The organism is Paraburkholderia franconis, from assembly GCF_009362735.1.
In the GTDB taxonomy this organism is placed as follows: domain Bacteria; phylum Pseudomonadota; class Gammaproteobacteria; order Burkholderiales; family Burkholderiaceae; genus Paraburkholderia; species Paraburkholderia franconis.
This window is the reverse complement of sequence record NZ_WHNP01000012.1, coordinates 139215-162083: the sequence shown is the minus strand read 5'-3', so window position 1 is coordinate 162083 and position 22869 is coordinate 139215. Positions and strand designations below refer to the sequence as shown.

Annotated in this window: 20 protein-coding genes and 2 pseudogenes; 7 read left to right on the top strand and 15 right to left on the bottom strand. The window is 62.4% G+C overall.

Annotated elements, in window-relative coordinates; all coding sequences use genetic code 11:
* Positions 1-13: 13 nt before the first annotated feature.
* The 3 genes and pseudogenes from GCT13_RS15650 to GCT13_RS15640 form a co-directional block, all read right to left on the bottom strand.
* Positions 14-1315, bottom strand: a complete 1302-nt coding sequence (locus GCT13_RS15650; RefSeq protein ID WP_152759558.1) for a four-carbon acid sugar kinase family protein — start codon at positions 1313-1315, stop codon at positions 14-16.
* Positions 1312-2310 (bottom strand): 2-keto-3-deoxygluconate permease, encoded by a 999-nt coding sequence (locus GCT13_RS15645; RefSeq protein WP_152759556.1) that lies wholly within the window; start codon positions 2308-2310, stop codon positions 1312-1314. The genes GCT13_RS15650 and GCT13_RS15645 overlap by 4 nt, the downstream gene beginning before the upstream one ends.
* 329 nt (positions 2311-2639) lie before the next feature.
* A pseudogene (locus tag GCT13_RS15640) lies at positions 2640-2940 on the bottom strand (alpha/beta hydrolase); the annotation flags it as partial.
* Between the two features lie 51 nt (positions 2941-2991).
* Here GCT13_RS15640 and GCT13_RS15635 point away from each other — a divergent pair.
* A pseudogene (locus GCT13_RS15635) lies at positions 2992-3180 on the top strand (response regulator transcription factor); the annotation flags it as partial.
* A 60-nt stretch (positions 3181-3240) separates the two neighbouring features.
* On the opposite strand, the gene GCT13_RS15630 reads toward GCT13_RS15635, so the two are convergent.
* Positions 3241-3573 carry a DUF2322 family protein gene (locus tag GCT13_RS15630; RefSeq protein ID WP_321574377.1) on the bottom strand — a complete coding sequence of 111 codons (333 nt, stop codon included), beginning with the start codon at positions 3571-3573 and terminating at the stop codon, positions 3241-3243.
* Positions 3574-3847: 274 nt separating this feature from the next.
* Here GCT13_RS15630 and GCT13_RS15625 point away from each other — a divergent pair, with 274 nt between their 5' ends.
* Together GCT13_RS15625 and GCT13_RS15620 are read left to right on the top strand one after the other, a co-directional pair.
* Entirely contained in the window at positions 3848-5638 is a 1791-nt protein-coding gene (locus GCT13_RS15625; RefSeq protein ID WP_152759654.1) for a nitrite/sulfite reductase, read from the top strand.
* Positions 5635-6054, top strand: coding sequence for a DUF934 domain-containing protein (locus GCT13_RS15620; RefSeq protein WP_152759554.1), 420 nt, complete (start codon positions 5635-5637; stop codon positions 6052-6054). The genes GCT13_RS15625 and GCT13_RS15620 overlap by 4 nt, the downstream gene beginning before the upstream one ends.
* Before the next feature lie 154 nt (positions 6055-6208).
* Here the strand turns inward: GCT13_RS15620 and cyoD are convergent, their stop codons facing one another.
* From cyoD to cyoA, 4 genes are read right to left on the bottom strand one after another with little or no spacing between them, the layout of a single operon-like run.
* Entirely contained in the window at positions 6209-6592 is a 384-nt protein-coding gene (gene cyoD, locus GCT13_RS15615) for a cytochrome o ubiquinol oxidase subunit IV (protein WP_152759551.1), read from the bottom strand.
* Entirely contained in the window at positions 6589-7200 is a 612-nt protein-coding gene (gene cyoC / locus GCT13_RS15610; protein WP_152759549.1) for a cytochrome o ubiquinol oxidase subunit III, read from the bottom strand. The genes cyoD and cyoC overlap by 4 nt, the downstream gene beginning before the upstream one ends.
* Positions 7201-7202: 2 nt before the next feature.
* Complete coding sequence (gene cyoB / locus GCT13_RS15605; RefSeq protein WP_152759547.1) at positions 7203-9179, bottom strand: cytochrome o ubiquinol oxidase subunit I; 1977 nt, start codon at positions 9177-9179, stop codon at positions 7203-7205.
* Between the two features lie 5 nt (positions 9180-9184).
* A complete protein-coding gene (cyoA, locus tag GCT13_RS15600; protein WP_152759545.1) occupies positions 9185-10192 on the bottom strand; it encodes a ubiquinol oxidase subunit II in 1008 nt (335 codons plus the stop codon).
* A 192-nt stretch (positions 10193-10384) separates the two neighbouring features.
* Here cyoA and GCT13_RS15595 point away from each other — a divergent pair, with 192 nt between their 5' ends.
* Entirely contained in the window at positions 10385-11782 is a 1398-nt protein-coding gene (locus GCT13_RS15595; protein ID WP_227746858.1) for an aminotransferase-like domain-containing protein, read from the top strand.
* 226 nt (positions 11783-12008) lie between these two features.
* On the opposite strand, the gene GCT13_RS15590 is transcribed toward GCT13_RS15595, so the two are convergent.
* The 3 genes from GCT13_RS15590 to GCT13_RS15580 form a co-directional block, all read right to left on the bottom strand.
* Positions 12009-13820, bottom strand: coding sequence for a SulP family inorganic anion transporter (locus GCT13_RS15590; protein ID WP_152759543.1), 1812 nt, complete (start codon positions 13818-13820; stop codon positions 12009-12011).
* A gap of 123 nt (positions 13821-13943) precedes the next feature.
* Positions 13944-14375: a YeeE/YedE family protein gene (locus GCT13_RS15585; protein WP_152759541.1), complete on the bottom strand. Its 432-nt coding sequence runs from the start codon at positions 14373-14375 to the stop codon at positions 13944-13946.
* Position 14376: 1 nt separating this feature from the next.
* A complete protein-coding gene (locus GCT13_RS15580; RefSeq protein WP_321574376.1) occupies positions 14377-14811 on the bottom strand; it encodes a YeeE/YedE family protein in 435 nt (144 codons plus the stop codon).
* A gap of 499 nt (positions 14812-15310) precedes the next feature.
* Between GCT13_RS15580 and GCT13_RS15575 the strand changes: the two genes are divergently transcribed.
* Positions 15311-16246: a histone deacetylase family protein gene (locus GCT13_RS15575; protein ID WP_152759539.1), complete on the top strand. Its 936-nt coding sequence runs from the start codon at positions 15311-15313 to the stop codon at positions 16244-16246.
* A gap of 19 nt (positions 16247-16265) precedes the next feature.
* Here GCT13_RS15575 and GCT13_RS15570 read toward each other — a convergent pair whose 3' ends face one another.
* Positions 16266-16994: a hypothetical protein gene (locus GCT13_RS15570; protein WP_152759537.1), complete on the bottom strand. Its 729-nt coding sequence runs from the start codon at positions 16992-16994 to the stop codon at positions 16266-16268.
* Positions 16995-17081: 87 nt separating this feature from the next.
* On the opposite strand from GCT13_RS15570, the gene GCT13_RS15565 reads away from it, so the two are divergent.
* Positions 17082-17684, top strand: coding sequence for a TetR/AcrR family transcriptional regulator (locus GCT13_RS15565; protein ID WP_152759535.1), 603 nt, complete (start codon positions 17082-17084; stop codon positions 17682-17684).
* A gap of 53 nt (positions 17685-17737) precedes the next feature.
* On the opposite strand, the gene GCT13_RS15560 is transcribed toward GCT13_RS15565, so the two are convergent.
* The 3 genes from GCT13_RS15560 to GCT13_RS15550 form a co-directional block, all read right to left on the bottom strand.
* On the bottom strand, positions 17738-18403 hold the full coding sequence (locus GCT13_RS15560; RefSeq protein ID WP_152759533.1) for an ankyrin repeat domain-containing protein: 666 nt from the start codon (positions 18401-18403) through the stop codon (positions 17738-17740).
* Positions 18404-18418: 15 nt separating this feature from the next.
* The gene (locus GCT13_RS15555; protein WP_227746857.1) at positions 18419-18961 is read right to left on the bottom strand and encodes a c-type cytochrome; all 543 of its coding nucleotides are present in this window, start codon (positions 18959-18961) and stop codon (positions 18419-18421) included.
* A gap of 86 nt (positions 18962-19047) precedes the next feature.
* On the bottom strand, positions 19048-20781 hold the full coding sequence (locus tag GCT13_RS15550; RefSeq protein WP_152759529.1) for a pyrroloquinoline quinone-dependent dehydrogenase: 1734 nt from the start codon (positions 20779-20781) through the stop codon (positions 19048-19050).
* An 839-nt stretch (positions 20782-21620) separates the two neighbouring features.
* Between GCT13_RS15550 and GCT13_RS15545 the strand changes: the two genes are divergently transcribed.
* A complete protein-coding gene (locus tag GCT13_RS15545; RefSeq protein ID WP_152759527.1) occupies positions 21621-22787 on the top strand; it encodes a porin in 1167 nt (388 codons plus the stop codon).
* The last annotated feature ends 82 nt before the right edge of the window (positions 22788-22869 follow it).

Genomic DNA, 22869 nt, shown 5'->3' with positions numbered 1-22869 from the left:
ATCTCGTCAGGCTTTAAGGTTTGATTCTGTTCATGCACGGACGTCGATGCGGGACGACGTCCGGTTCGGTTTCCGGTTCGATTTCGTTACGCAGCGTCAGCCACGCGGCGTACAGCGCGTGATCGGTGCCGAATGCACCTGCCTTCGTCACGACGCCGGGGCAATGCGTGCGCGCTGCGCCAAGCGGCCGGCCGACGGCGACACCCGCTTCGACTTCGGCGAGCAATTGCAGACTGCCGATCTGCGCGGCCGTGAGCATCGCGCGCGCCGTCTCGCCACCTGTTGCAATCACGCCGCCCGTCTTCGTGAAGTGCGGCTCGACGAGCGCCGCAAGCGCCGTCGAAAGTCGTGCGCCTTCGGCGGGATCGAATGCATCGTCGCGGCCGATTCGCAGCAGCAGATCGACGCCCGCCTGCAACGACACGCCGATCTGCTCCTGCAACGCACGCCAGTCGCGATGGCTCTTGCCTTCTCGCAACACGGCGGGCGGCACGATGAGTTCTTCGACGCCGCCACGTTCGCGCAGCATCGCGCACTGCCGCTCGCTGACAGCCGACAGACTGCCGACGAGAATCAGGATCGGTCCGCCGGGAAACGGTGCAACGTCCGGCTTGCGGCCGGTTGCGCCGTTGCGCGGATTCAGCGCGGCGATCTCGCGCGCAAGACCGCCCGAGCCGACCCAGAAAAACGGCGCATCGCTGTGCAGCGTCGCTTGAGCGAGCGCGCGCAACGACTGCTCGCTCTGCGTATCGACGATCAGCGCCTGCACGCCGTTCGCGGCCATCGCGCCGATGCACACAGCGAGCGTCTCCGGTTCGTCGCGCAACGCTTCGGCGTCGAGCCGGTCCGTTTTCAGACCGGCCGACTCGAGTTGCGTCGCGATATCGGCGGGCAGTCCTGCGTGTTCGAGCGTCCACGTGGCCGTTTCTTCGAGCGGCTCGCCGTACACGTAGACGCAGCCGCCGCGCACCGTGCGACCCGTCGCGGGGAACGCGGGCGCGACAATCGCCATGCCTGCGAGCGCTTGCAGGCCCGCGACTTCGGCGGCCCAGTTGCCGCGCAATGTCGAGTCGATCTTCTTGTAGAGGCGCTGGTCGCGCGCGCTCATTTCCGCATAGGCGGCCGACGTGCGCGCCGCCGCATCGTGCGGAGCGAGACGGCGTGTGTCCGTATCGATGGCGATCGTGTCGGCGCCGTCATGCGCCTGCGTGCGCGTCGCTTCGAGCGTGACGACCGTCCGATGGCCGGCGCTCGCGAATCCGATCGCGCAGTCCGCGGCACCCGACAGGTCGTCCGCAATGATCAGAATCTTCATCGTGCCAGCCCTTGGCGATTCTCCGTGCGTGCGCGTTCGTTGCGCTGCTGATAGCGCTTCGCGATGGCCGAGGTGAGGATCGGCGACAGGATCGCCGTCACGACGACGCACGCGGCGACCAGCAAGGTCGCGCTCTTCGCGGCTTCGTTGTACACGGGGTTCGCCGCGGCGACGAGCGCCGGCACGGCGGCCGCGTTACCCGCCGTATTGGCTGCGGCCACGCCGGCGACGCCCGTGCCGCCCGTCAGACGGTCGGCGAAATACAGCGGGATGCCCGTCACGATCACGACGGCGATACCGAGGCCGATGCCCAGCAGTCCAGCTTGCCACACCTTGTGCAGATCGAGACCGGCGCCGAGCGCCAGCGCGAAGAACGGGATCATCACGGGTACGGCCTTCGCGAGGAAGTCGCGCATGTCGCGGTCCAGATTGCCGAGCAGCATGCCGAGCGCAAGCGGCAGAATGCTGCCGACCAGCGTCTGCCACGGAAACGCCGACAGACCCGCGACGCCGAGCGTCACCATCGTCAGGAACGGGCCCGATTCGAGCGACATCAGCGTATAGGCGCCGACGTCTTCCGAGCGGCCGTACTGGCCCATCAGCGCCATGTAGAGGCCGCCGTTCGTGTCGTTCATCGCAGCGACGACGGCGAGCGTCGAGATGCCCGCGAAGAGTCCCGCCGAAACCGGCTGCTCGCCGATGATGTGCCCAAGAATCACGCCGACGATCACAGCCGCGCCCACCTTCGTGACCAGCAGCGCGCCGCCCTTTTTCATCAGATACGGCGTCGCCTTGACGTCGATGCCCGCGCCCATGCAGACGTAGAACACGGCGAGGATCGGCAGCGCGCCCGTAAAGAGCGCACTGGTGAACGAACCAAAGAATTTCGGCATGCCCGGCAGGAACGTCGCCACCAGCGAGCCGATGAGCAACGGCACGATCATCATGCCGCCGGGAACGCGCTCGATCGAGCGCTTGATGGGAATCTGAACCATGCGAGTCTCCTTCCTGGCTTTATTCGTTGTCGCGTCCAAGCCGCGATTTTGATTGAAACACTCATCATTAGATCAAAACGATCAGTTTGCAGTGTAGTCCGTTCGAAGAGATTGCGCAAATCGGTCAAATGATTTGATCGAATCGATCATTTTGAGCGGGGAGCGGATGGAGACGTGAGCGCGCGACGCAGCGGAAATGCAGCGGAAATGCGGAAAGACAGGCGGCCCCGTCACCAGGGCCGCCTGTCTTCATGCAACGAAACGGTTCGTCGAAGCGATCGCGTGCGCCCGCGATCTCGGACGCTAATGCAATCGCCCGATGTTCCGCATCACTGCGCCTTGCTCGCCGCGGCGATGATCGCGTCCGCCACCGCTTGCGGCTGGCTCAGCATCGCGACATGGCTGGCGTTGACGTGCGTTACGTGCGCCTTCATCTGCCCCGTCATCGCGTCTTGCAAACGCGGATCGATCATGCGGTCCTTGTTCGCGACGACGAAGTACGAAGGCTTGTTGTGCCATGCCGCGTCTGTCACCTTGTCGTCCTGCGAACCTCGGGCCTTGCGTCGCGGCGACGACGCGTTTTTCCGCTGCATTCAGGTCCTGCGCGAAATCGTCGTCGATGCATTGATCGACGCGGGGCCGTCGCAACGCCGAATCGTGAACCCTCGTGCGCAGTCCGCGCGGCTGTCTGCGCGAGAGGTCGACGTATTGCGCGAAATCTCGCGCGGCGCGAGCAACAAGGAAGCGGCGCGCGAGCTTGCATTGAGTCCGAGCACGGTGCGCGCGCATGTCGAGAGCGTCTTTCGCAAGCTGGAGTGCTCGACGCGCGCGGCGGCGACGCTCAAGGCGTCGGCGCTCGGACTGATTTGACGCGACCGGCCCTCGGTTCAACCGGAATCGCGATCTCAGGCTCCTTCACACCATTAGCGCTTACGCCGCCGCAATCACGTCGACACGCAGCACTTCGCCACCCGCTGCGATGTCCAGCAGACGATCGACATTCGGGTGCGCGCCCGGCCGATTGCGAGCATCGGCCGTATGCTCGGCGAACACGGCGAGGCCATGTTCCGCGGCCTTCGCATCCAGCGCGCCGAATTCCTGCCGCAGATAGTGATAGACCGCCAACGAGCCCTGCTTGCCCGGCTTGTTCTCGATGCTGGCCACGACGGTGCCCTTGCCATCGACCAGATCGATGCGCTCGATGCCGTCGATGCCCGGCAGTTGCGCGAGGTTGTCCTTGAATACGTTGCCCGGTTGAATCACTGAATACGCTCCGTCGGTTCGGTAAATAACGTGTGGGCCCGCATTTTATCCGATCGTTTTTGTCCGATCGCTTCGAAACGCGAATCGTCTGCGGGAAAAGTCATGACGTAGCACACGCGTCGTTTTTCTCATCTGCTGCTATCGATTTCGCGTCATCTGCGTCTTGCCCGCCAATGCATCGGCCAGTAGATTCGAAAGCACATTTCACATTGGGACAGTAGTGTTCCGCATCGCCGGACGGCGGCGCGTGACGCACATGCCCTCGACATCAGCCATGTATCAGTACAACGAGTTTGACAAAGCTTTCCTGCTGAATCGCGCCGCGCAGTTCCGCGATCAGATCGAACGCTGGCAGGACGGCCGATTGAGCGAAGACGCATTCCGTCCATTGCGCCTGCAAAACGGCTGGTATGTGCAGCGGCACGCGCCGATGCTGCGCGTGGCCGTTCCTTATGGCGAGCTGTCGAGCGCACAGCTTCGCGTGCTTGCGCGCGTTGCGCGCGAATACGACGCGCCGGAAGAAGACGTCTATCGACGCGCGCTCGACACGCAGCGCAAGCTCGGCACCGTTCGTCTTCCAACGCACCACGCGCACTTCACGACGCGCACCAACGTGCAGTTCAACTGGATTCCGCTCGCAAAGGCAGCCGATGTAATGGACCTCCTCGCGACTGTCAACATGCACGGCATCCAGACGAGCGGCAACTGCATCCGCAATATCTCCTGCGATGAACGCGCGGGCGTCGCGCCCGATGAAATCGCAGACCCGCGCCCTTTCGCGGAGATCATGCGTCAGTGGACGACGCTGCATCCCGAGTTCGCTTTTCTGCCACGCAAGTTCAAGATTGCGATCACGGGCGCAAGCGACGACCGCGCGGCGACGGACTGGCATGACGTCGGGCTGCGCCTTCGCTACAACGAACACGGCGAACTGGGTTTTCGCGTGATGGTGGGCGGCGGCATGGGACGCACGCCCGTCATCGGCACGGTGCTGCGCGAGTTCTTGCCGTGGCAGCACATCATGAATTACATCGAAGCCGTCGTGCGCGTCTATAACCAGTACGGACGACGCGACAACAAGTACAAGGCGCGCATCAAGATTCTCGTGAAAGCGGAAGGCCAGAAGTACATCGACGAAGTGGAAGAAGAGTTCCGCCAGATCGTCGGGCATGACGGCGGGCCACATACGATTCCACAGGAGGAACTGGAGCGCGTCAGTGCGTATTTCGTGCCGCCTTCCGTTTCGTCCGCGCGTGAGACGTCGAACGCCACTACGCGCGAGCAGGCGCACGATGCCGCTCGTCAGCATCCGCAATTTGCACGCTGGCTGGAGCGCAACGTCGCGCTTCACAAGAATCCGTCGCTGAGGATCGTCACGCTGTCGTTCAAGCGTCTGCTTCAGGCACCGGGCGATGCATCGGCGGATCAGCTCGATCGCGTCGCGGATCTCGTCGACCGGTTTTCAGCCGGTGAAGCGCGGGTGACGCACACGCAGAACATCGTGCTGCCGTGGGTCCATGAAAACGATCTGCTCGCGTTGTGGGAGGCCGCGCGCAGCGTGGGTCTCGCCAGCGCGAACGTGCATCTGCTCACCGACATGATCGCCTGCCCCGGCGGCGACTTCTGCGCGCTCGCCAACGCGCGCTCGCTGCCCATCGCAGAGGCGATCACAGAGCGCTATCAGGACCTCGACGAACTCGAAGACATCGGCGAAGTCGATTTGCACATCAGCGGCTGCATCAATTCGTGCGGGCATCACCATAGCGGACATATCGGCATTCTCGGCGTCGACAAGGACGGCGCCGAGTGGTATCAGGTCACGCTGGGCGGGTCCGATGGATCGCACGCAAGCGGCGATGCGCAGCCGGGCAAGGTTATCGGCCCGTCGTTTTCGGCGCATGAAGTGCCCGACGTGATCGAAGCGGTGCTGCGAACCTATGTCGAACACAGACGCGCGGATGGCCTGCGCCGCGAGACCTTCATCGAAACCGTGCGGCGCATGGGCCTCGATCCGTTCAAGGCCGCCGCGAACGAAGCGCGCACACCGATGGAGCTTCCGGCATGAACGGCAATACACGCATCCGGCTTCTCGACGCGGCGGCGCATCTCGCGGATGCCGTCGATCGCATCGTCGCGCTCGATAACGACGCCGATCCACTCGATCACCGCGACGCGATTGCGCAAGCGCAGCGCGTCGAACTTCACTTCCCGAGCTTCACGGATGGCAGAGCCTTTAGCCAGGCGTATCTGATACGGCGGCGCCTCGGCTATACGGGCGACCTGCGCGCAACGGGTGAGGTGCTCGCGGATCAGCTGATCCAGATGGAGCGAACGGGTTTCTCAACCGCGGTGCTCGGGGAAGGCGTCGATTCAAGCGACGCGCAACGACAACTCGATCGCTTCGCGTCCTTTTATCAAGGCGATGTGGTTCGCGACGCGCCGTTTCGGCGTCACGAGCAGGAAGCGAAAGCGGACGGCTGAAGGTTCGGCGCACATTGACATACGTGCGCAGAAGCACAGTCTGTAAATAGAAATTGCCGCGATGCGCATCTACGCATCGCGGCAATTTTTTATTTCCTTAGGCATCACATGCCGGGCCGCAACAACTCAACGACCCGGCATGTCTCGTCACATGTCAGTCATGCGCGAGCGCACGCTCGATCGTGATCTGCGTCGGCATCATATTGACGTTCGCGTTGTGAATGACCCACAGCGAACCCGCGACGACAATGACGATCGCCAACGCGGTACAGACGAAGATCGCCGTATTCGCGCGCTGATCGGCGGCTGAACCGAGGTGCAGAAAATACTTCAATTGCACGACGAGCTGCACGACGCAAAGCACGACCACGGCCGTCAGCCCCATCGACTTTGGAACGGCATGCGTCATGACGACGCCAAACGATGCAAAGGTCAGCACGAGTGACAGCAGCATGCCGACGACATAGCTCTTCACGCTGCCGTGCGACGCATGATGCACGCGCGCGTGCGCGACGTTCGATTGAGATGATTGGCTCATAGAAACTCACGCAGATAGACAAGGCTGAACACGCAGATCCATACGAGATCGAGGAAGTGCCAGAAGAGACTCAGGCACGCAATGCGCCGCCGCGTCACCGGCGTGAGCCCGAAGCGGCTGATCTGATGCATCATCACGACGATCCACAACAGGCCGCTCGTCACGTGCAATCCATGCGTGCCGACGAGCGCGAAGTAGCCCGACAGGAACGCACTCGTCGACGGACCTGCGCCGTCGCTCACCAGCTTGGCAAACTCAACCACTTCCATGCCGATGAATGCCGCGCCGAGCACGAACGTCACGCCGAGCCAGCGAATTACCTTGCCGCGTCGGTTGGCGTGCGCGCTCAACATGCCCATGCCGAACGTGAAGCTGCTCGCGAGCAGCAGCAAGGTCTCACCCAGCACGTACGGCAATTCGAACAGTTGCCTGCCCGAGGGCCCACCCGCCGTCGCGTTGACGAGCACGCCGAAGGTCGCGAACAGCGTCGCGAAGATGAGGCAGTCGCTCATCAGGTAAATCCAGAACCCGAGCGTGGTGCGAGTTCCGTCGTCGTGGCCGTGACTGTCGTGATGATCGCGGGCCCGATAGGTTGAAACACTGGTCATGGTCAGGCAGCCTCGGCAAGTTTCTCGAAACGCTCGTTCTCGATCCGCGCCACTTCCGCAGCGGGAACGTAATAGTCGACGTCCTGATCGTAGGTGCGCGCGATGAAAGTCGCGATCATGCCGATCAGGCCGACGATCGCGAATACCCACATGTGCCACACCATCGCAAAGCAGAACAGCATGCTGAACGCGGAAATAATGACGCCCGCCGCCGTGTTGCGCGGCATATGGATGTCCTCGTATTTAGCGGGCCTTGCATGTGCGCGCCCCGACTTCTTGTTGTCCCAGTGCTGCTCGAGCGACGTGATGACGGGAACGATCGCGAAGTTATAGAACGGCGCGGGCGATGACGTCGACCATTCCAGGCTGCGGCCGTCCCACGGATCGCCCGTGAGGTCGCGGTTCTGCTCGCGGTTGCGAATGCTCACGGCGAACTGGATCAGCAATGCCAGAATGCCCATGCCGACGACCACCGCGCCAACGAGCGCGACGATCAGCCAGGGGTGCCACTCCGCAACCGCGTAGTGGTTCATCCGGCGCGTCATGCCTTCGAAGCCGAGGATATACAGCGGCGTGAACGCGAGCCAGTAGCCGACGAGCCAGCACCAGAAAGCGACCTTGCCCCAGAACTCGTCGAGCGTGAAGCCGAATACTTTCGGGAACCAGTAGCTGATGCCCGCGAGACAGCCGAACACGACACCGCCGATGATCACGTTGTGAAAGTGCGCGACGAGGAACAGGCTGTTATGCAGCACAAAGTCCGCGCCGGGCACGGCAAGCAGCACGCCCGTCATGCCGCCCACTGCGAACGTGACCATGAAGCCGATCGTCCACAGCGTCGACGAGTGGTAGCGAATGCGGCCGCGATACATCGTGAAGAGCCAGTTGAAAAGCTTCACGCCCGTCGGGATCGAAATGATCGACGTCATGATCCCAAAGAACGCATTGACGTTCGCGCCCGATCCCATCGTGAAGAAGTGGTGCAGCCACACGAAGAACGACAGGATGCCGATCGACGACGTCGCGTACACCATCGACTTGTAGCCGAACAGCGGCTTGCCCGAGAACGTCGAGATAATCTCCGAGAACGCGCCGAATGCCGGCAGAATCAGGATGTACACCTCGGGATGGCCCCATACCCAGATGAGGTTGATGTACATCATCGCGTTACCGCCGAGCTCGTTCGTGAAGAAGTGCATGTCGAGATAGCGGTCGGCCGTGAGCAGCGCGAGCGTGCCCGTGAGCACGGGGAACACGGCGACGATCAGGATGTTCGTGATCAACGCGGTCCAGCAGAAGACGGGCATCTTCATCAGGTTCAGACCCGGCGCGCGCATGCGCAGAATCGTCACGATGAAGTTGATGCCGCTTAGCGTCGTGCCCAAACCGGAGACCTGTAACGACCATATGTAATAGTCGACGCCCGCTGTCGGACTGTACCCAAGCTCGGACAACGGCGGATAGGCGACCCAGCCCGTCGCCGCAAAATCGCCGACGAACATCGAGATCATCACGAGCACCGCGCCGACGACGGACAGCCAGAAGCTCAGCGAATTGACGAACGGATACGCGACGTCGCGCGCGCCGAGTTGCAACGGCACGACGACATTCATCAGGCCGAGAATGAGCGGCGTCGCCACGAAGAAGATCATGATCACGCCGTGCGCGGTGAAGATCTGATCGTAGTGATGCGGCGGCAGATAGCCTGCGGCGTCGTTGAATGCGATCGCCTGCTGCGCGCGCATCATGATCGCGTCGGCGAAACCGCGCAGCAGCATCACGAGCGCGAGAATGATGTACATCACGCCGACCCGCTTGTGATCGACCGACGTGATCCATTCCTTCCACAGGTACGTCCACTTTCCGGCATACGTGACGGCGCCGAGCAATGCGAGTCCCGCCACTATCACGACACCGAGCGTGCCCATGATGATGGGCTCGTGATACGGAATCGCATCGAGCGTAAGTTTTCCAAACATATCAACTACTCCGATACCAAAGCTGCGTGTGAAGGCAAGCCGGCAGGCTTCACGGACATACCCGTCATGCCATTCACGCCTGTCGTGCAGATGGGATTGCCCGCCGCATCTCGCATGTACTGGTTGGCAATGCCGTCGAAGAGGCCCGGCGCGACGCTGCTATAGAGCGTCGCGGCGACTTTTCGGCTGGGCTGTTGCAGGACGTCGTAGGCGGGCACATCGAGCGCTTGCCGCGAAGCTTTTGCGCGCGCGATCCACGCATCGAAGTCGCCGCGGCTCGTGACGACCGTGCTGAAGTTCATGTCGGAGAAGCCCGGCCCGCTGAACGCCGACGACCGGCCCGCATACGTACCGACGCTGTTCGCGATCAGATGAAGCTGCGTCTGCATGCCCGACATCGCGTACACCTGGCTGCCCAGTTGCGGAATGAAGAACGAATTCATCAACGATTCCGCCGTCAATTTGAAATCGACAGGCGTATCGACGGGCAACGCGAGCTGGTTGACGGAAGCGACGCCATAGTCCGGGTAGATGAACAGCCACTTCCAGTTCAGCGCGACCACTTCGACGCGAACCGGCTTCACGTCGGATTCGAGCGGCTTGTAGGGATCGAGACTGTGCGTTGTCTTCCAGATCAGGACGGCAAGCGTCGCGACGATCAGACAGGGGATCGTCCACACGACGACTTCGATCGCGTTCGAATGCGCCCACGTCGGTGCATACGTCGCCTTCGTGTTCGAGGCGCGGTAACGCCATGCGAAATACAGCGTGAGCAGGATCACGGGTATCACGACCAGCAGCATCAATCCGAGCGCGATCAGGATCAGATTCTTTTCCTGCTCGCCGATCGAACCCTTCGGGTCGAAAAGGACCATGCTGCATCCGCCGAGCAGGCTAAGTGCGCCAGCGGCGGCGATCCGGCCGGCCCGGACGAGATGTCTTCGAAATGGATGGGAGCGGAGCCATCGTCCCGCTGTATGGGGAGGGCCCCCGTGCGTAGGTGGGTTGCGCATGCTTTCAGGTTGGTTGCGTGGTTACATAGCCCCATACATGTATCCACCAACGATCGCTCGCGCGCGGCATCCCACTACGGCGACCCGCACCGATACTGGCCAATCGGCCATGACCGGCGGATACATACATGGACTATGCGGGCGCATGCTAGAGTAAGACATATGCCATACATGCGCGACACGATGCCACACATGACCTCACGAAAGCGCGCCGCCCAGCGGCCAGACTGGATTACCGATTTTGCGGACAACGGCAAGGCGCGCTATCTGCAGATCGTCGATCTGATCGAGCGCGCCGTCGCCGACGGCAAGCTGGCCCCCGGCGACCGGCTGCCGCCGCAGCGCAAGCTGGCCGAGCTGATCGGCGTGGACCTGACCACCGTCACGCGCGGTTTCTCCGAGGCGCACCGGCGCAACCTGATCGAATCGCGTGGTCCGCTCGGCACGTTCATCGCGCCACCCAAGGCTGCGTTCATGCAACGCGTCGATCTGAGCATGAACATCCCCCCTCCTCCCGCCGACATGGATCTCGCCGTGCTTCTCAGGCGCGGGCTTTCGCAGGTGCTGGTGCGCAGCGATGTCGATCTGCTGATGACCTATCAGCTTGGAGGCGGCAGCGACTCCGACCGCGAGGCGGGCGCCGCATGGCTCGAACCGATACTCGGGCGCGTCGACTCATCGCGCGTCGTCGTGACGCCGGGCGCGCACTCGGCGCTTGCCGCTTTAGTGCTCGCGCTCACGCGCGCGGGCGAACCCATCTTCACCGAGCAACTGATCTATCCGGGCCTTCCGCTGATCGCGCGTCAACTCGGGCGTCATCTAAAGCCTGTTGCATGCGACGCGCACGGCATGCGGCCGGACGCACTCGACGAAGCGAGCCACGGCGCGAACGGCGGCGTGATCTATCTGAATCCCACTTTGCGCAACCCGACCGCGCAAACGATGCCGCTGAAACGCCGCAAGGAGATCCTCGCAGTGGCGGCACGTCGGAACATCAAAGTGATCGAGGACGATCCATACTGGCTGCTGGCCGACGATCCGCCCGCGCCGTTGTCCGCGCTCATGCCGCAACAGGTGTACTACCTGTCCACGCTTTCGAAGTGCATTTCACCGGGCTTGCGGGCCGCCTTTCTCGTGTTGCCGTCCGTTGAAGGACAGGATGCGTTTCTCAAGGCATTGAGATCGCTTTCGCTGATGTCGCCGCCGCTTGCCACGTCGCTGGTCACCCAGTGGATTCTCGACGGCACGGCATCGGAAGTACTGGCGGGCATCGTGAAAGAGTCGCGCGAACGCCTGCTCGCGGCCAGTCAGATCCTGTCGCCCGTAAGCAGTTCGAAGACGAGCGGTGGCATTCACATGTGGCAAGCGTTGCCGCAGCAATGGGCCGCGCAGAGTCTCGCCGATGCGGCCCGCGCGGAAGGCCTCGTCGTTGCGCCGGCTTCGGCGTTTTGCCAGAGCGTCGATGTGCCGAATGCGATCCGTATCTCGCTTGGCGGCTGCACGCGCCGCAGCGAACTGACTTCGGCATTGCGAAAGCTCGCTGCACTGCTGGAACGCAAGCCAACTGCCGAAGATCGACTGCTGATATAGCGTTAGAAGGAACTGCTGCGATCGAATTGAAGCGAACTGCTTCTGTACGAAAGTCCCGCGCACGCGAATAATTCGATCAACGCTGCTCCGAACACTTCCTTACTCCTTTTATCGTTCGAAGCGCGCCGGGATAACTGCGCGAGTGCCCGCGGCCCATGGCCTTCAACCCGCAGAGCTTGCAGCTATGTAACATATCGAGCGTGGCAGGCACTAAACCTCGGCACCTTTATGGCGCCGAGGTTTTTTTATCATCCGCCGTTCCTCGTCCGGGCTCTGCGTCAGCGTCGTCCCAGTCGTGCCACTCGACATCGTGACGCTCCAGATACACATCCACGGCCACGCCGAGTGTCGGAAAGAAGGTCTCCCCGCCCAATCTGTCGAACAGCTCGTACTGCCGCAGCAGATCCTTGACGGGGCCTTTCATCTCCGCAAAGCAGAGTTCGATGTGCCGTTCGCGCAAGCGCACATGCATGTCGGCGAGTACTTCGGCAGCGGTGATGTCGATGTCCGTAATCGGCTCTGCCGCGACCACGACCCATTGGGCGGGCGTAACGGCTGATGCAATCGCGCGCTGCACATGCTCGCGAAAGATCTCCGCATTGGCGAAAAACAAAGGCGCGTCCCAACGAAAAAGCACCAGCCCCGGAATCGTTCGCGCTTCAGGATGCCGTGAAATGTCGTGATAGCCCTTGCGTCCATTCACGCGTCCGAGCACGGCATCGTAAGGGCGCCACGCGCGCCACACGAACGCGATCAACGCGAGTCCCACTGCGATGAAGATGCCCTGAATAGGACCGATCAGCGCGACGCCCGCAAAGCATGCGATCGATTGCACGAATTCGCTTCGACGCAATCGCCGCAGACGAATCACATCGCGCACCTCGAAGAGCGCGAGACCCGCCGCAACGACAACCGCGCCGAGCGCGGCGGCGGGCAGCGCGCGCAACAGCGTCGGCGCGAAGATCAGCAACGCCGACACGCACAACGCCGCGACGATGCCCGTTATCTGCGTCCTGGCGCCCGCCGATTCGGCGACGGGCGTTCGCGACGCACTGCTCGTCACGGGAAAGCCCTGAAAAAGCCCGGTGACGATATTGGCCGCACCGAGCGCGACCAGTTCCTGATCCCGGTCGACGCTTTCGCGGTGGCGTTCGGCGAACACACGCGAAAGCACCGCGATATCCGCAAGCGAAATGAGCGCAATCGCGATCGCGCCGGGCAGCAACGCCACGACTTCATCGAGCGAGACCAGCGGAACGGACGGCAGCGGCAACCCTTGCGGCACATTGCCGACGACGGCCACACCTGCTTGCCGGTCGAGCTCGAAGAGCGCGACGGCCAATGTCGCGCCGACGACGGCGACGAGTATCCCGGGGACAGCCGGCAGCCAGCGCTTGAACGCGAAAATCACCAGCAGGCAGGCGGCGCCGATCAAGCAGGTCACGCCGTTCAACTGCCCCTTGAGCACGCCGTGAACGAGACCGGCGGCTTCTTGCACCAGGTTGCTGCCCTCGACATCGAAGCCGAGCAGTTTGGGCGCCTGGCTGATGATAACGGTGAGCGCGACGCCGTTCAGATAGCCCTGACGAATCGGCTTCGAGAGCAAATCCGTGACGAAGCCGAGACGGCACACGCCCACGGCGATGCAAAACACGCCCGACAGGATCGCGAGCATGCTGGCCAGCACCAATAGACGCTCGGTGTGTGCGCCCGCCAGCGGCAACACAATCGATGCGATCAGCGCGGCCAATGCCGAGTCGGGTCCAAGCACGAGGATGCGGCTCGGCCCGAACAGCGCGTACGCGACGATTCCAGCCACCGTTGCGTAGAGCCCGGAAATAGCCGGCAGGCGCGCCGCCTCCGCGTAGCCCAACCCTGCGGGAACGAGCACCGTCGTGAGCACCAGGCCCGCAACGACGTCGTGCGAAAACCAGGCGCGCTGATAAGCGCGCAGCATCGCAATCCCCGGCATACGCCGCAGCAATCGATTGAGCGAGCCGACGTCGGCGCCGTTCGAACTGCTGGTCATTCGACTCATCGCGCACCTCTTGAGTCAAACTTGCGCGGCCTCGCTTTGGCCTTATAGACGGGGCCGCGAAATGGACTGGAATAAAGCGAGTGCTCTTACTGTTCGGTTTTGTCGGATCTCACAAGAACCCGTTCACGCATGCTGCCGGCGGCGTTGCAATCGCTCGACCAGTTCGAATACGGCCATTCCGCCCAGCATCGCCGCGACGAAACCCCAGGCTTTCGGATATCCGGCGCCGAGCGCGACCAGTGCCGGCCCCGGACAGAATCCCGCGACGCCCCAGCCCACGCCAAAGACCGCGCTTCCGAGAATAAGCCTTGCCGTTACGCTCGTGCTAGCGGGTATTTGCATCGGCAGCCCAAGCAGCGATTTTGCGCTGCGTTTTGCGAGCAGAAAAGCAACCGACGCGATACCGATTGCACCGACCATCACGAATGCGAGCGACGGGTCCCATCGTCCTGCAATGTCGAGAAAACCGAGTACTTTCGCCGGATTGGCCATGCCCGACACCATCAGGCCGATACCGAACAGCAGCCCGGCTACTAACGCAGTCAGCACGTTCAAATCAGCCTCCCGCCGGATGCCGCAGCACGAACACCGTCACGAAGCCCGTCGCCATGAACGTCACCGTCGCGGCCAGCGAGCGGATCGATCCACGCGAAATGCCACAGACGCCGTGACCGCTCGTGCAGCCGCTCGCGTAACGCGTGCCGACGTCCACGAGAAAACCGGCGACGATGATCTCGCCCCATCCCGCCTGAATGTCGGGCGATATCGGGTGGCCCAGCGCGCTCGCCAGAATGGGCGTGCCGATGAGTCCCGCGATGAACGCCGCACGCCAGCCCGAATCGTCGCGTGACGCGCCCAGCAGGCCGCCGAGAATGCCGCTGATACCGGCGATTCGTCCGTTGAAAAGCACCAGCACGGCCGCCGCCACGCCGATGACGATACCGCTGGCAAGAGAAAAGAATGGAGTAAAGCTCTCCACATCAATCGACACGACGCCTCCTGATTTGCATTCGCATAGAACCGTTATAGAGCACGGTTACGAATGCAATTGTTTCCAGGGTCAGCCGCAAATGGAAGATGCTTGCGGCGTCGCGACGCGCTTCGCTTTTGCTGTGTCGTTATCGAATTGAATATTCGGCTGTCGATCCGATCACTCGATATGGCAAAGCTCGCGGAGAAGAATCTTCGCTACCGTCGATTTAGGCGAGTGCATCGACAAAGTGAATGATCTTCGACACATATAGGCGGCCATCGCCGCGCGGCGGTGAGCGATGAGGGCTTCGGCGCTCACGCCGGTCGTTACGCCATAAACGAAAGCCTATAGCCTGCCAAACTTTCTTTTATTGTTTCGCGCGACAGACGCGACCTTACACTTAGCGAACCCATAGCGAAACATAAAGAGCCGGCGAGACTCGAAACGCCAGCTCTCTGTCCATGCGAAAACGCCAATCACAAGGAGACGATGCCCGTCCTGCCGAGCATCAGCACCTATGCCTTCGACCCTTGTCTACACGCATTCAGCCTGCCTGAACCATCAACCGGGTCCGCATCATCCGGAGTCACCGGAACGTCTGAAGACGGTCCTGAACACGTTGCGCGCGCCCGAGTTCGCCGCGCTCGAATGGCGCGACGCGCCGATGGGCACCCTCGAACAGGTGCAACTCATCCACGAGCAGGACTTCATCGACGAGGTCGTGGACCTCGCGCCAACACACGGCTACATGCCGCTGGATGGCGGCGATACCGTGATGTCGCCGGGTTCGTGGGAAGCCGTGATGCGCTGCGTGGGCGCGGCATGCGCGGGCGTCGATGCCGTGCTCGGCGGAGAAGCGCGCAACGTGTTCTGCGCGACGCGTCCTTGCGGACATCACGCAGAACCGTCACGCGCGATGGGTTTTTGCATCTTCAATCAGGCTGCCATTGCGGCCGCATACGCTTATGACGTGCACAAGCTGGAGCGCGTCGCGGTTGTCGATTTCGACGTTCATCACGGCAATGGCACGCAAGCCGCGTTCTACAACCGGCCCGAACTCTTCTATGCATCGAGCCATCAATCGCCGCTCTATCCGGGGACGGGCTCGGCTGCCGAAACGGGCGTGAGCCACAACATCGTCAATGTGCCGCTGCCGCCCGGTTGCGATTCCGCGTTGTTTCGCACGCGCATCGAAGCCGAGATGTTGCCGGCCATACGCCATTTCGAGCCCGAGCTGATCATCATCTCGGCCGGTTTCGACGCGCATCGGCTCGATCCGCTTGCCGCGTTGCGCCTCGACGACGGCGACTTTCACTGGATCACTCGCGAACTGACGCGCATTGCCGACGAAACATGCGACGGGCGCATCGTGTCGATACTCGAAGGCGGGTACAGCACAGAGGGGCTTGCGGGCGGCACGCGCGCGCATGTGCGCGCGCTGCTGGGTCTTTGACTCGCATCGAGGAGTCGACTCATACCGAGTGACGCGCAATGGGCTGTCCGTGCCCGCTCGCGCTTTGCGAGCGCAGCAGCCGTTGAAAAATCAGAATATGCAGGTGAGCGAGCAACGGTACGTTGAAGCACGGAATGAGAATCCACGGCAACGTCGTCATCAGATCGCTGCTCGTGCTCCCGTTGGCGAAGCCAAAGGGAATACCCGAGGACGAAGCCGCGCCCAGAAAGATGGCGTCCGCCAGATCGAACAGTCCGAGCGCACTCCAGATCAGCGTTGCAACGCGCCACGCCGGTGCCCGCGTCGCGGCCATATAAGCGACGGGTAACGCCAACGCGCCAATCGTCACATCTCCCCAGCCCGCCGCAGGTGCGAACGGTGCGGGCAACCTGCGTTCCCAAAAGAGCAAGACAAACAACACGCCCAGCAATCGCATTGCATGCACGCCGATCAGCACAGGCAAGGGAATGGTGCCGAGTGCATCGCGCAACGCGCCTGGCCGCGTGCTCAGGTATGAGAGCACCGCGAATGGCACGATGACCGCGATGCCCAATCCGGCCGGCCCTATTCCACGCGCAGCACCCAGCACGCCCGTCGCGCCGCATGCCACGACCAATCCGAACCATGCGCCGAACGCGCTGCCCGCGACGGCGCGCTGCCTGCCAGTCCACGCAGGAAAATGCAGGTAGACGAATACCACGAGTGCTGACACCGTCCCCAGCACAACCGCACCAATCACGTCGATCATCGCAGCCTCCCACAATATGACGTCTGTCATATTGACAAAATATGTCGATCATCATATTTTGTCAACCTAAAAGAGAGGGAGGCATTCATGCCGTGGAGTGAAGATCACAAACAGGCGACGCGAGGCCGGATCATCGAAGCCGCCGCGCGCGCAATTCGCGAACACGGACCGGACGGTGTCAGCGTGGCGGCCATCATGAAGCGCGTCGGCTTGACGCACGGCGGTTTCTACGCGCATTTCGAATCGAAGGAAGCGCTCATCGCCGAAGCCCTTTCCCACGCTACGGACGAAACGCTCGCGTGGCTCGACAGAACGGCAACCACCGCGAAAGATGGGCAGCCCCCTGCATTGGCCGACATTGCAGACGCTTATCTCAGCAACATCCACTGCGAGCATCCCGACCGGGGCTGCGTGCTTGCCGCGTGCGGCACGGAGCTCGCGCGCGCCGACGACCTTGCGCGTATCGCGTGTAGCGACAACGTGCGAGCCTATTTGCGCTGGCTCGGGCAGCGCAGCCGCGCGGAACAGCGCAGCGAGCGAACGCGTGAGGCGACGGGCGCGCTGGCGGCGATGATCGGTGGGATGGTTCTTGCGCGCGCCACTGAAGATCCCGCCGAAGCGCGAAAGATTCTGGCCGCCGTGCGCGGCTTCGTGCGAGGCGCGTTGAAAGCGGATAAGGGCGCTGGTTAGCAACCGTCGAGCGCCCTTAGCGGCACGACGGCAGCGCGACGGCTACACGACGGCTAGTGCACGGACAACAAGCCCGTGACCTGATTCGACTTCGTCTGCGCGGCAATGTCCATTGCCGTCATTCCGCGATTGTCCTTGAGCGATACATTCGCGCCGCGCGCGAGCAGCAGCTTCACGGTGTCGGCGCGGTCGTAGCCTGCGGCCCACATCAACGCGGTGAGTTCGTTCTTGTACTGCCGGTTCACGTCGATGCCGGCGTCGAGCAATTGCTTCACTACCGGTGTCTGTCCCTGGCCGGCTGCGTATTCCATCGCGGTCTTGCCGACGCGGTCCGTCGCCAGCGGATCGGCGCCGTGCGCGAGCAGCAATACGACGATTTCGTCATAGCCGCCATACGCGGCCGCCATCAAAGCCGTGATGCCCGGCGCGTCGGCATGCTTCACGTTCGCGCCATGTTCGATCAATGTGCGCGCGATGGCGACGTCGCCCTTCTTGCAGGCAGTGATCAGCGCCGTGTCGCCGATCCGGTTTTCAGCATCCACGGATGCGCCACGTCCGAGCGCCGCATCGACGCTCGCGCGGTCGCCGTCTTTCGCGGCAGCAAGCAGCTGGCGATTCGTTTCGCCCTGGTCCTGAGCGAGCGCCGGAAACGGCAGCGTCGATGCGAGCGTGCCTGACACGAGCAATGCACGTGCAACATATCCGACCGTCTGTCTCATTTCGCCTCCCTGGCGCTACTGGAGATTCGCAACGTAACTGGCGAGGTTACGGATATCGTCGTCGGTCAGATTGCGCGTGACGCTCGCCATATTTCCCGCGTCATTGGTGCGGGTGTGTGAGCGAAAGTCCTGCAACTGCTTGACGATGTACTGATACTGCTGACCCGCGACACGCGGTATCTCGTTCTGTCCAGAGAACCCGCCGAGATGGCACACCGTGCAGAGCACCTCGGCCGACTTCTTCTGCCCTGCCGCAACGGCCGCGCCATCCGCCTTGAACGCGATCGGCGCGGGCTTTTGCGCGGCGAAATAGTCGGCGAGATCCTGCATATCGTCGCGCGACAGGTTCGCGGCCATCGGCGACATGCGCGGGTCCTTGCGGCGTCCTTCCTTGAAGTCCTTCAACTGAAGGTACATGTATCGCGCGGTCTGCCCCGCGAGAACGGGATACTGCGGGTCGGTCGAATTGCCCATTGGCCCATGACACGCCGCGCACGTTTGCGCCTTCGTCTTGCCGGCTTCGGCATCCGCATGCGCATAGGTGAGCGGCCACAGCATGCCGCTCACGCACAACAGGGCCGCGCACGCGCGACGTGCCAGGCACCCGCCGCGCTGCGCGAATGGAACCTCACGCGCGCCCCTCATCACGGCAGCGCGAAGACAAGCACGGTATTGCCGCGCTTGTAGTCGAGTTGCGTATTGCCGCCCGCCGCGACGGCAATGTATTGCTTGCCATGCACGCTATACGACACGGCTGGCGCATTCACGCCCGCTCCGCACTGGAATTCCCACAGCTTCTTGCCCGTCGATGCATCGAATGCGCGGAACAGGCCATTGCCCTCGCCGTTGAACACGAGGCCGCCCGCCGTCGCGAGCACGCCGCCGATCAGCGGTTGCGCCGTCTTGAAGTCCCACACGACCTTGCCCGTATCGACGTTGACGGCCGACAGCTTGCCCCATTGCCCTTCGGACGGAATCACCTTGAACGCGCCGCCGAGCCACAGCTTGCTGCCGCCCGGATAAGGCGTCTCTTCGACCTGATACGTCATCGGCTGATGCAGGTTGGCCGCATACGCCAGACGCGTCTGCGGATCGAACGCCATCGGCGACCATTCGACGCCGCCGTTCGCACCCGGCAGCATCCGCGCGCCTTGCGGCGTCGGCAGCGTCCACATGTTCTCCTGCGGAATCATGGCCTGCGAATAACGGATCAGACGCCCCGTCGCGCGATCGTGCACATACACGTGCCCCGTCTTGCCCGCGTGGATCACGCCTGGAATCATCTTGCCGTTGGTATCGCGCACGTCGATCAGGATCGGCGAACTGACGGCATCGAGGTCCCAGACGTCGTGCGGCACGTACTGGAAGTGCCATTTGTACTTGCCCGTTTCCAGATCGATCGCGACGAGCGAATCCGTGTACAGGTTGTCTCCCGGCCGGATCGCGCCATACAGGTCAGGCGACGGATTGCCGACGACGAAGTACACCGTATGTGTCTTGCGGTCGATGGCAGGCGCCATCCATACGCCACCGCCGAGCGTCTTGTAGAAGTCGCCGCCCTTATCTGCAAGCTGCTTCTTCTCTGCGTCGATATCGCGGTGCTCGTCGCGCCCCGTCGCGTCCTTCGTCGCCCACACGCCTTCCTGGCCCTTGTCCGGAATCGTGTAGAACGTCCACAGCAGTTGACCGGAGTTCGCATCGAACGCCTTCACGAAACCACGAATGCCGTATTCGCCGCCGTTCGTGCCGATCAGCACCTTGCCGTCGACGACGACGGGCGCCATCGTTTCCGAATAGCCCTGATCGGGATCGGCGATCTGGCTTTGCCACAGCACGTTGCCTGTCTTCGCATCGAGTGCGACCAGCTTGGAATCGAGCGTGCCCATGTAAAGCCTGTCACCGGAAATCGCCACGCCACGATTGTTGGGCCCGCAACAGAATGTCGTCACGGAACCCATCTTGTGCTTGTAGTGCCAGAATTCCTTGCCCGTTACGGCATCCAGCGCGTACACGTGATTGAACGATGTGGTGATGAACATGACGCCGTTCTTCACGATCGGCGCTGTTTCCATCGACTCGTTGACCGCCGTCTGGAAGATGAAGACGGGCCTCAGCTTCGACACATTCGACTTGTTGATCTGCGTGCCGGGATAGAAGCGTGTCTGCGCATACGATCCGTTCGAATGCAGCCAGTCGGACGAATTGCTGGCCGCGCCGTCGAGCTGTGCCTGGTCGACGGGCTGAAACGTCGAAGGCACGGGCGCTGATGTCATGGTCGCGGCGTTCTGCACCTCGTCGGCGCCATGCGAGGCAACGGGCGCAAGAGCCGCGACGAGCAAGGGAACGAAGACGGCGAAGTACCGGGGGGATGTGGGCATGAGCGTCTCCTCCGCTTTTTATTGCTTGAGAATAGCGTGCGCTGGAATACGGCGTTCTTCCACGCCTGAAACGGCGTAGACAGGCACAATCGCGCAACCCTTCTCAAACAACAAAAGCTTAAAAATTAAAAGCGTTGATTGTCGGAACGGTCGGCTGCGCAAAATCGGGGAGAACCGTGACGCTTTTTCTCGCCCCGGAGGCCGGCTGTATTAAGCCTAGGCCAAGCGATGCGGATTTACCAGGCGCATATGAAACCTGCGCTTCGTTGCGTCGCAATAGAACCTCGATTCACATATGAGGATTCCGACTGAATGCGCGCGCAGCGAATTGCAGCGGCACAGGTAGCCGTTCTTTGGTAGGCCATTGCGAGCTGTGTGGACAAAAGACTACAGCTCACTCGTAAACGTTTACTGCTCGCTAACGAGCCAATATATTCGCCTCGCTATAGCCATACGGGCAGATCCCCGGATCGGTTCGGCGCTCTATTCATCCCTCCGCTCCACGAAAGCCGGAAAACCTCTTCCGGGCTGCGTCGGTGGGGCAATGCGTCGTCATCGTCTGCGCTTCGGCATCCGCACGACGCGCTGCGCCGGCAACACCAGTGGCGGTCTCACGGCACGCCGCTCCAGCAGGTACACACAGGCATCGACACGAACCGTCGTGCGCGCGCATGAGGCCCTCGCACGGCCCGATGTTTCGATCCCGTGCATACGGTCGATGCGGTCAAAGCGGATAAAGCAATCGAAGCGGAAAACAAAGCGGCAGCACATTCTCATCATCGACATCGCGCGTATTTCGTCAGTCGAGACACGTGCGTCCACAACAAAGAGGAAAAAGAATGAAGAAGACCCTCCTGGCCGTCGCGGCCCTCGGGTGTTTCGCCACGGCGGCGCACGCGCAAAGCAGCGTCACGCTGTACGGGCTGATCGATGCGGGTATCACATACGCGAACAAGGTCGCGACCTCGACGGGACACGACAGCGTCGTCAAATACGGCGACGGTGTCGCTTCGGGCAGCCGCTGGGGCCTGCGCGGCGCGGAAGACCTGGGCGGCGGAATGAAGGCGCTGTTCGTGCTGGAGAGCGGCTTCAGCACCGGCGACGGCACGTCGGGCCAGGGCGGCGCGCTGTTCGGCCGGCAAGCGTTCGTCGGGGTTTCGAAGGACGGCATCGGCGCGTTGTCGTTCGGCCGCCAGTACTCGTTCTCGACAGAGTACATCGGCGGCAACTACACGATGGGCAGTCAGACGCCTGCCGGCAACTACGCGTACCACATCAACGATCTCGATCAACTGGTGTCGAGCCGCCTCAACAACTCGGTCAAGTTCAGCAGCGCGAACTTCGCGGGTCTGACGTTCGGCGCGATGTACGGCTTCTCGAATTCGACGCTGTTCGCCGGCACGCCGACCACGACCGTGGGCACGACGACCACGCAAGGCGCGTCGAGCGCGTACAGCTTCGGCGCCAACTACGCGCAGGGACCGTTCGGCATCGGCGCGGCATATACGAACATCCGCTATCCGAACGGCGCAACGCCTGCGTTCAGCGTGAGCATCGCGAACATCAACACTGGCGGACTGCGCGATATCGAGACGTTCGGCGTCGGCGCGCGCTACACGATCGCCGCTGCCCTCGTGTGGGCGAACTGGACGCACACGAAGTTCGAGCCGCTCACGGGCGCATCGTCGAAGCTGAACAACTATGAAATCGGCGGCCGGTACGCGTTCACGCCGGCGCTCTCGGCAGGCCTCGGCTATACGTTCTCGAAGCTCGACGACCGTTTCGAAGGCAAGTGGCATCAGATCAATGGCGCCATCGACTACGCGCTGTCCAAGCGCACCGATGTCTACGTGCTCGCGATCTATCAGAAGGCGTCGGGCAGCAACACCGTTGCAGGCCGCAACGTGCCCGTGCAGGCCGAGATCGGCTCGGCGTCGTCGTTCATCGGCAATGCGGGCGCGAACACGCAATTCGTGACGCGCATCGGCCTGCGCCACAAGTTCTGATCGTTCGATGCGGCCGCTGCGCCTGCGCGGCGCGCGGCCGCTTTTGCAGCAGACTGTCCCGACTCGCGGTACGCTTTCGGGT